Source organism: Ferrimicrobium sp. (assembly GCF_027319265.1).
GTDB lineage: Bacteria > Actinomycetota > Acidimicrobiia > Acidimicrobiales > Acidimicrobiaceae > Ferrimicrobium.
On record NZ_DAHVNP010000070.1, the window covers coordinates 164162 to 172593 of the forward strand.

The 8432-nt window shown below is 56.9% G+C and carries 6 protein-coding genes and 1 pseudogene; 5 read left to right on the forward strand and 2 right to left on the reverse strand.

All coding sequences use genetic code 11. The features are described 5' to 3' along the window. Positions 1-100 precede the first annotated feature (100 nt). The 4 genes from M7439_RS10980 to M7439_RS10995 all read left to right on the forward strand — a co-directional run bounded on the left by M7439_RS10980 (position 101) and on the right by M7439_RS10995 (position 6324). Positions 101-775 carry an HAD family phosphatase gene (locus M7439_RS10980; RefSeq protein WP_308464499.1) on the forward strand — a complete coding sequence of 225 codons (675 nt, stop codon included), beginning with the start codon at positions 101-103 and terminating at the stop codon, positions 773-775. A 21-nt stretch (positions 776-796) separates the two neighbouring features. Next, positions 797-3244, forward strand: a complete 2448-nt coding sequence (locus M7439_RS10985) for an FAD-dependent oxidoreductase (RefSeq protein ID WP_298342884.1) — start codon at positions 797-799, stop codon at positions 3242-3244. Positions 3245-3441: 197 nt separating this feature from the next. Further along, positions 3442-4962 (forward strand): APC family permease, encoded by a 1521-nt coding sequence (locus M7439_RS10990; RefSeq protein WP_298342887.1) that lies wholly within the window; start codon positions 3442-3444, stop codon positions 4960-4962. A 111-nt stretch (positions 4963-5073) separates the two neighbouring features. Next, the gene (locus M7439_RS10995; RefSeq protein WP_298342890.1) at positions 5074-6324 is read left to right on the forward strand and encodes an FAD-binding oxidoreductase; all 1251 of its coding nucleotides are present in this window, start codon (positions 5074-5076) and stop codon (positions 6322-6324) included. A gap of 82 nt (positions 6325-6406) precedes the next feature. On the opposite strand, the gene M7439_RS11000 is transcribed toward M7439_RS10995, so the two are convergent. Then, positions 6407-6955 (reverse strand): DUF6036 family nucleotidyltransferase, encoded by a 549-nt coding sequence (locus M7439_RS11000; RefSeq protein WP_298342894.1) that lies wholly within the window; start codon positions 6953-6955, stop codon positions 6407-6409. Further along, complete coding sequence (locus M7439_RS11005; RefSeq protein WP_298349263.1) at positions 6948-7331, reverse strand: hypothetical protein; 384 nt, start codon at positions 7329-7331, stop codon at positions 6948-6950. The genes M7439_RS11000 and M7439_RS11005 overlap by 8 nt, the downstream gene beginning before the upstream one ends. 233 nt (positions 7332-7564) lie before the next feature. On the opposite strand from M7439_RS11005, the pseudogene M7439_RS11010 reads away from it, so the two are divergent. Continuing rightward, a pseudogene (locus M7439_RS11010) lies at positions 7565-8293 on the forward strand (IS4 family transposase); the annotation flags it as partial. Between the last annotated feature and the right edge of the window lie 139 nt (positions 8294-8432).

Consider the following 8432-nt stretch of genomic DNA (forward strand, 5'->3'; position numbering starts at 1 on the left):
GGGACTCCCGGGTGCGCAGGTTGATTGACAACCTCCAAGAGATCGCCTAGAATGGTCTAGACATTATACCAAGGGGGGTTCAGTGCTGCTAGGCGCTCCAGTGGAGGCAGTGGCCTTTGATTTCAACGGGACACTTTCAGAGGATGAACCGCTCCTTGCAGATCTGTTTGTAGCTCTAGCCGAGGAGCAACTCGGCCTCTCGATCACGCGAGACTGGTACTTCGAGGAGCTTGTTGGACTCTCAGACCCCGAGATTGTCGATCGATTGATGCAACGGGCGAATGTGATCGACGACAGGGAGGTGGCATTCGAATCGCTCCTCGCTGCGAAGGTGGAGCGCTACTGCCAAGAGGTTCGCCGCTCCCCTCGCATTACTCCCAATGCGATCGCTTTTGTCAAGCGAATCGGGGAGTTGGTGCCGATAGTTCTTGTCAGCGGGGCCGTCCACGAGGAGGTTGATGCTGCCCTCATGGGTGCGGGATTGGATCACCTTTTCCACACCGTCGTCTGTGGTGACGACGTCGTACGTGGCAAGCCTGATCCCGAGGGGTTCGAGATCGCCTTGGTCGCTCTCGGGGTTGACGATCCGAGCCGGGTGGTGGTTTTTGAGGACTCGGTGGCGGGGCTCACGGCTGCCAAGACCCTTGGAATGTGGACCGTCAAAGTGGGTCTGAATCAGGTCGAGGCCGCAAGGGGCCTCTATCAACATTCGATGGACCGACTCTCGCTCGTGGCGGGAGCATGGTTCATCGATGATCTTGAGAAGTGTGTTTGACCGAGTCAGAAGGGAAGAGAGATGCAGGATTTGCCCGAATCGGCGAGGGTTGTGATCATCGGAGGTGGTGTCGGCGGCGCTAGTATCGCCTATCACCTTGCGCAGCTAGGCATGACAGATGTGGTGCTCGTCGATCGTGATGAGCTAACCAATGGGTCGACCTTTCACTCGGCAGGATTGGTAGGTCAGCTGCGAGGCTCGGTGACGCTGACCAAGATGATGATGTACTCTGCCCAGCTCTACCGTGAACTGGCCAAGGATCCGGAGACGGATCCCGGTTGGGTCGAAAGTGGTGGCATTCGACTCGCCTGTACCAAGGAGCGACAGGAGGAGCTCCAGCGTCAGGTGGGCTGGGCGCAGACCTTCGGACTCCCCCTCGAGGAGATCTCGGTCGCTGAGGCGAACCGCCTCTTTCCCCTCATGTCGAGCGACGAAGTGGTTGGAGCCACCTTTCTTCCCACGGATGGGTACCTTGACCCTTCGCAGTTGACGCAGTCGCTCGCGCGGGTAGCACGAGAGAACGGAGTTCAGATCCATACCAAGACCCGAGTGACAGGTTTGTTGGTCGAGGAGGGAAGGATACGAGGAGTCGAGACGGATCGTGGGGTGATCCGAGCGGACAAGGTGGTCAACGCGGCCGGGATGTATGCTGCAGAGATAGGGCGGATGGCAGGGGTCAGGATACCCGTGATTCCGTTCTCGCATCAGTATCTTGTGACGACCGGATTCCGATCCGAGGATGATCGAGTGAGACTACCCACGTTGCGAGACCCCGATCTTCTCGTCTATTTCCGTGAGGATGCAAGAGGACTGGTCATGGGTGGTTACGAACGCCACTCCAGGGCCGCCTTCTTGGATGAGCACCTACGCGATTCGATCCCGGGTGACTTTAACGGCCGCCTCCTGGATGAGGATTGGGACCGATTCGAGGAGATCACCACCAATTCAGCTAAGCGTGTCCCGATCATGTCCGAGCTCCAGATTCGAAAGCTCATCAACGGCCCAGAGGGTTTTACCCCTGATAATGAGTTCTGTCTTGGCGAAACCGAGGTCGGTGGATTCTTCGTAGCCGCTGGCTTCTGTGCCCATGGAATCGCCGGTGCGGGAGGCATCGGGAAGGTGATGGCGGAATGGATCGTCGACGGCGAACCGAGTCTTGACCTATGGGAGATGGACATTCGGCGGTTCGGTCGTCACTGGCGATCCTATGACTACACGCTGGCAAGAACGAGGGAGAACTACGAGACCTACTATGACATCCGTTATCCCAACCATGAGCGCACCTCAGCGAGGGGTCTGAAGCGCTCGCCCGCCTACTCATGGCATCGAGAGCATGGAGCGGTCTTTGGCGAGAAGTCTGGTTGGGAGCGGGTGAACTACTACTCCACGAACGAGGATCCCAGTCTGGAGTACCTCCGTCCGAAGGGTTGGGCCGGCATGAACTGGTCGACGGCGATCGCTCGTGAACACCTTGGAACGAGGGAGGGTGCAACCCTCTTTGACGAGTCCTCCTTCTCGAAGTTACGCATCGATGGACCTGGTGCCGCGCGGTATCTCAATTACCTCGCCGATAACGATGTAGCCAAGGGGCCAGGCCGCATTACCTACACCCAGCTGCTCAACTCCCACGGAGGCATTGAGGCGGATCTGACCATCACCCAACTCACCGGCGAAAGCTTTCTCCTGATCACAGGAACGGCGTTCGGGAATCACGACTTTAGTTGGTTGCGAAGCCATCTGCCAGACGATGGCAGTGTCAGGCTCACCGACGTCACCGGCAGCTACGCCTGTTACGCGCTCTGGGGTCCGAAGTCGCGGGAGATCCTCGCACCGTTGACTGATGCTGACCTTTCGAATGCCGGATTTCCCTACCTACGAGCACAGGAGATCACCGTTGGTCATGTGCCCGTCCTTGCGTTACGGGTTACCTTCGTTGGTGAGCTAGGCTGGGAGCTGTACTGTACCAGCGAGTATGGGATGAGCCTCTTTGAGACGCTTGTCGAAGCGGGCGAACCTCATGCAATGATGGTGGGGGGTTATCGCGCCATCGATTCGCTGCGCCTCGAAAAGGCCTACCGTGTGTGGGGCTCTGACGTGACTCCTGATGATGACCCAATTGAGGCTGGACTCGAGTTTTGCCTCCGTCCCGACAAACCTGGGGGATTTTTTGGGTCCGAGGGGCTCGCCAAGAGGGAGTCCTCTCGGCGACTTGTCTGCCTGGTGCTCGAGGACTCGAGGTCGGTTGCACTGGGCAATGAACCGATTCGAATGTCGGGAGCTATCATCGGGAGGGTGACCTCAGGTGGAATAGGTTATAGCGTCGGCAAGTCGATCGCCTATGGTTATGTCCCAGTCGAGTTGGCGGAGCCAGGGAAGGCCTGCGAGGTCTTCATCTTCGGCGAGTGGATCGGTGCGCTTATCGTCGAGGCGCCTCTCGTCGACCCTCAGATGAAGAGAATTCGCAGCTAGTGTCGGAGACTTCCACGATGAAGCCTGAAGTGAGAAAGATTTAACATAAATGGTCTTTACCATATAAGTTTTCGTGCTACGATCGGTGGCATCGCGTATGGAGCGAGTAACACCTGTGGGATCAACGTGAGGTGAACGGGGGTACCTTTCCTTCTTGGTCCTTCAGAGGTGTTCGTAGGAGTAGGGGGATAATCCGTATGGCCGACCAACAGCACATCGCCGATTCTCACGATTTGGCGTCCTTTGGCTATAAACAGCATCTACACCGGAGTCTGGGAACGTTCTCGTCCTTTGCGGCAGGCTACAGCTACATCTCCGTTCTCACCGGTATGTTCGAGCTGTTCGGGTTTGGCTACGCGTTCGGTGGTCCGAGGATGTTCTGGATGTGGCTGCTCGTCTGGGTGGGCCAGATGGCGGTGGCCTTCTGTTTTGCTGAACTCGCCTCGCGTTATCCCATCGCGGGTTCGGTCTATCAATGGTCAAAGCAGCTCAACGGGGCGATCGCCTCCTGGATGACCGGTTGGGTGATGCTCGTTGGCGACGTAGTGACGGTCGCTGCGGTGGCGATCGCCGAGCAGATCGTCCTCCCATCGATCTGGTCAGGCTTCGAGGTCTTCAAGAACACGACCCAGAACGCCGTGTTTCTTGGGGTTGTCGTCCTGGTGATCACCACGCTGTTGAATATGTCCGGTGTCCAGATCATGTCGATCGTCAACAACATTGGCGTCGTCGCCGAGCTGGTTGGTGTAGCGGTCTTTGTGGTGCTTCTGGCTTTCCACTTTCAGAGAGGCCCAGCCGTCGTCTTGCATGCAGAAGGGACTGGCCCCGGCATCCCTGGCTACTCAATCTTTGGAGGCAGTGTCGCCCTCCTGCTTGCGGTAATCATGCCGGCCTATGTCATGTATGGCTTTGATACCGCCTGCACGTTAGCCGAGGAGACAAAGGATCCCCGTCGCAAGGGTCCAAAGGCGATTCTGACGGCCCTGGCCGCCTCGGGGCTTGGCGGAGCGCTTCTCCTTCTGTTCGCAATCATGGCTTCTCCAACGCTGAACCCAGCCAAGTTGGGTATCGGTGGCCTCCCCTACATCATCGAGGCCGCTCTCGGCGCCACCCTTGGCAAGATCATGCTGGCAGACGTGGCGGTGGCGATCTTTGTCTGTACCCTCGCTATCCAAACGGCCACCATTCGTCTCACCTTCTCGATGGCCAGAGACAACAATCTCCCCTTTGGCAACGTACTCTCGAGGGTCTCGAAGAAGGTGAACTCGCCAATCGTGCCCTCCATTATTTCCGGTGTGGTGGCAGCACTGATTCTGATAGTCAATATCGGCAAGCCACAGATCTTTACGATCGTGACGAGCGTCGCTATTATCTTCGTCTACGTCGCCTACTTCATGGTTACCGGCTCGCTGTTGTTCAAACGGGGCAAGCGCGGAATGAACCAGAAGGACAAGGACGGTCTTTTCTCGATGGGTAAGTGGGGCCCGGTCGTCAATGGGGTAGCGTTCTTCTATGGAGTGCTGATGAGCATCAACCTGATCTGGCCCCGTACCGCCATCTACGGCCCTGGTGTCGATGCATGGGGTGGAGTCATCGTCATCGGTGTCGTCGTGGTCCTGGGTTATCTCTACTATCAGACCGTGCAGAAGCGTAAGTACGAGGCCCATGGAATCGTCGCCGATCACCGTGCCGAATCGAGCAGCGAGATGGTTGACTAGGCGGGTGTGTTGATGACGGCGGGTGTGTTGATGACGGCGGATGTGTTGATGACGGCGGGTGTGGCTATCACTTCCTCCTCGGTCGAATCTCTTGGAGAAGGGGAATAGGAGTTGGAACCGGCCAGGGATAGCGCCCTCACTATTGTCGGTGGTGGGATCATCGGGTGCGCCGTCGCTTACGTCCTTGCTCAGGCGGGATACCGGGACATCCAGGTGTTGGAGCGTTCGCAGATCTGCGGTGAGACCTCGAGTCGAGCCGCCGGGCTGGTGGGGCAGGTGAGAACGAGCGTTGAGCGCACCAAGATCGCCATGGCGTCGGTGGCGATGTTCCAGAGTCTTGAGGAGAAGACTGGAGTGACCCCGGACTGGGTGCAGAGTGGCAGCCTACGACTCGCTCTGACACCTGAGAGGGTCGTAGAGTTCGATCAGATGGCTCGGGTGGCTGCCATCGCAGGGTTGGAGGTCCAGCGACTGAGCGTTGACGAGGTCTCGGAGATGATACCCTTGGCCAAACCCGAGGCGGTGTTGGCCGCGCTGTGGTGTCCAACGGATGGCTATCTGCAACCGAATTCATTGGCGATGAGCTATGTGGCGGGTGCACGCCAACTCGGTGTCCGGTTCGTGACCAACTGTGAGGTCATGGGTTTTGGCGTGCGTGACGGAGCGGTGTGCTCAGTCATCACTCCGGATGGCGAGTTCGCGACTGAGCTGGTCATCAACGCGGCAGGCCCATGGGCGGGTTGGGTGGCGCGTATGGTCGGTCTCGAGTTGCCGATCGTTCCGGTACGACATGAGTACTTCATCACCGGCTCGACCACAGGCTATGGTTCTGGCGTCCCGGTTCTCAGGGTTCCTGATGAGCGGATCTATGTTCGTCCGGAACTCGATGGGCTTCTCTGTGGCGGCTGGGAGGCCCAGGCTTTGAGTATGAACCCCAAGGAGGTAGACGAGGGATCTCGGATGAACCCCGAGGCGGATTGGGAGGTGATGGGTGAATTCGCTAGCTCACTCACGACTCTGTTTGCTGGGGTGAGCGAGGCCGGCGTACGCAGTACGGTCGGTGGCTTTCCTGCCTTCACGCCAGATGGACGTTTTGTGATCGGTCGGGTTCCAGGGCTGCACGGTTATGTGATGGCTGCGGGGTGTAATGCGCATGGGGTGTCTGGTTCAGCAGGTATCGCTGATCTTGTGCTGGAGAGTCTGAGCGAAGATCCTTCCCCGTATGTGATCTCTCTGTCGCCCGGACGCTTCATGGAGGGGCCGATCGATCCGGATGAGGCACAACTCCAAGCGCAGCGGGTCTACGAGAATTACTATGCCGTCGCTGCGGCTGCACAGGGTGGTGCTACGATCGGGCTTTGAACCACAAAGCGCCCCTTATAACACTGTGCTCTACGAAACTAGAACGAAGTGCACTTTCAGTGCGCTAGTGACAGGAAACCAATCATGGTGCTGGGAAGCGAGGATTTGGAGGACTGAATAACTCCTGTAGTAGGAACTTTGCACGTGGCGGTAGCTCTACATGGGGGTACGCCTTCTCAAGTGCTTCGAGAGCCTCCGGAACGTCCTTAAATCCGGTAAGTGGCCATAGAACCTTTAAGTCATCCTCGTCCGCTCCCAGCCTGCTGGCGAACGCCTTCAGGAGAAACATGTACCTAGGCGATGCAACACGAACGGTTAACCATTCAGTTTCAAACAGCACTCTAGCATCTTGATCATTGCCCCGCAGGAATCCTTTCACACCATCATTCAACCATGACTCTGGAATACCTCTGGCTATGGCGATATCCATCGCCACCTCGTAGACGACTGTTTTTGGTTCGAAAATAGCATCGAGGTCACGGGTTAGACGCCGTGGTGAATAACACAAACTCATTGCAGAATCGCCAACGAGGAATAGTTCGGCCTTAGTGCCACGTGCTTGAAGTCCGTCAGATAGTTCGTGAAGAAGTTCTAAAACTTCCTCTGGATCGAAATATATTTTTTCATACATGCGCTAGCGCCGATCGGGGAAGAAACACTCCCCGGCTTGCAAATGCCGCTGGCGTATCCATGAAACACAGCGGGCGCAAGCCGTGAGAGTCGGTGGCAAACCACCACTCGTCCTCTACTGATCGCGTTGGGTCCAGCGCCCATGTGGGAATACGTAACTCAGGGTGGAAAGCAAGATGTTCGGCTAAACCTGCCAGCATCGCGTCAAAAGCCTTATTACCCGTGCTGCGCGGTTCAGGGGCGATCATCTGCTTTCTGTACTCATCATCAGCTGCTTCAAACTCGATGCAGAACTCCTTGACACCCCGAACCGCTTCGGGCCAGCCATATCGTTCCAACGCAATGGCGATAGCTGTTGCGAGGTCATCGATCGTCATGATCTACAATCTACCAAACAATGAGTTCCATCTGGGATGCAACTTGCAGCGAGTTGCGCGATGGAAACGCCGAGCTGTCCACCCAGTTGCCCAAACTACAACGTCGAGATCGCCATGACAGCTACTGGGATTGAGACAACACACCGCCCGAAGCCTAAATCAACCTCTCGCAATTGAGCACTCTAAGCCTCAATACCGTTCAGTTAAGGGTTTCTCTGTGGTAATGTGTGTATATGCCACGTTCTGGTTGGGTAAAGCCCGCAACTGATCGTCGATTATCCGATCTCGTTTCAATTGGTCTGCTTACGAGGGTGTTCCCTCCAGATGTGATTGATGAAGCGATCGATGATGCTGGCCGGAGGGAGATCCGCAACCGGGTTCTTCCTGCCCGGGTGATGGTCTACTTTGCCATATGTATGGCGATGTACTCAGAGGGTTCCTATGAGGATGTCTTCTCTCAGCTCTCCGATGGCCTGTCATGGTCCAAGGGATGGACTGAGTCGTTAAAGCCCCCGTCAAAGTCTGCACTCTTCCAGGCTCGACTCCGGTTGGGTGCAGAACCAGTGCATAATCTCTTTCGCCGGGTTGTACGCCCTTTCGCTACCCAAGATACCCCAGGATCCTGGTTTGCCAATAGGCGCGTGATGGCGATTGATGGCACCTGTTTAGACGTTGCCGACACTGTGGCTAACGAGGCCCACTTTGGTCGCCCTCCCTCGAGTCGAGGAGATCGCTCTGCCTTCCCTCAGGCACGTCTTGTTGGACTAGCAGAGTGTGGAACCCATGCGATCGTCGATGCCGAGGTCGGCCCCTGCACCAGCTCTGAGGTTGCATTCGCGCGAGAGCTCGTCAGCCGTCTTCGCCCAGGGATGTTAGTGTTAGCTGATCGGGGCTTCTATGGGTTTAACCTATGGGAACAGGCAGCAAGTACCGGTGCGGATCTGCTCTTTCGGGTTAAATCCAATACCACTTAGTTAAGGTCCGAGCCCACTGCCAGCGGCATGGCGCCTCTGTGGTGAAGTGCGTGAGGGACCAGTGATGACGATTGTGTCGCGTGGATGAACTTGTAGGTGAGCAGGATTGCGCTGATGGGCACGTTTG

Bases quoted from the DNA above. Each gene is read 5' to 3' on its own strand.
- M7439_RS10985 (WP_298342884.1), top strand. From the start codon at position 797: ATGCAGGATTTGCCCGAATCGGCGAGGGTTGTGATCATCGGAGGTGGT.
- M7439_RS10990 (WP_298342887.1), top strand. From the start codon at position 3,442: ATGGCCGACCAACAGCACATCGCCGATTCTCACGATTTGGCGTCCTTT.
- M7439_RS11000 (WP_298342894.1), bottom strand. From the start codon at position 6,955: ATGTATGAAAAAATATATTTCGATCCAGAGGAAGTTTTAGAACTTCTT.
- M7439_RS11005 (WP_298349263.1), bottom strand. From the start codon at position 7,331: ATGACGATCGATGACCTCGCAACAGCTATCGCCATTGCGTTGGAACGA.